This window comes from Alcanivorax sp. HI0044 (assembly GCF_001634945.1).
Genome location: NZ_LWEZ01000796.1, coordinates 1 through 721, shown reverse-complemented (window position 1 = coordinate 721; position 721 = coordinate 1). Strand labels below are relative to the sequence as shown.

Annotated in this window: 1 protein-coding gene; it reads left to right on the top strand. The window is 60.3% G+C overall.

Annotated features, from left to right (window positions below):
* Positions 1 to 721 (top strand): AMP-binding protein (locus tag A3730_RS09510; RefSeq protein ID WP_156501116.1); only part of this gene is annotated, 721 nt, incomplete at both ends.

The window sequence follows — 721 nt, the reverse complement described above, 5'->3', positions numbered from 1 at the left end:
ATGTCCCAAGTACATACTCACCCTGTTCCCGCCGAGTATAAAAAACAGACCCTGATGGACCGCGACACCTACGACCGCTGGTACGCCCAATCCATCAACGACCCGGACACCTTCTGGGCCGAGCGCGCCGAACAGCTTCTGGACTGGAAGACCCCCTGGGACACCGTCAGCGAATGGGACTTCAGTGAAGGCCGGGCGGCCTGGTTCAAGGGCGCCACCCTGAATGCCTGCTACAACTGCGTCGATCGCCACCTGCCTGAGCGCGCCAATCAAACCGCGATCATCTGGGAAGGCGACGAACCCGATCAGGACAAGCACATCAGTTATCAACAGCTGTTCGAGGAAGTGAGCAAATTCGCTAACGTGCTCAAGAACCGGGGCGTGAAAAAAGGCGACCGCGTCGTTATCTACATGCCCATGATTCCCGAAGCGGCCTACGCCATGCTGGCCTGCGCCCGTATCGGCGCCATTCATTCTGTGGTGTTTGGCGGCTTCTCTCCGGAAGCCCTGAAAGACCGTATCCTCAACGCCGAAGCCTGCGCACTGATTACCGCCGACGAAGGGGTACGCGGTGGCAAGGCGATTCCGCTGAAAGTGAATGCGGACAAGGCGCTGGACGGCGTCGACTGCGTGCATACCTGCCTGACCGTGAAACGCACCGGTGGTGACGTGGCCTGGCAAACGCCCCGCGATGTCTGGTACCACGAGGCCATGGCCGACG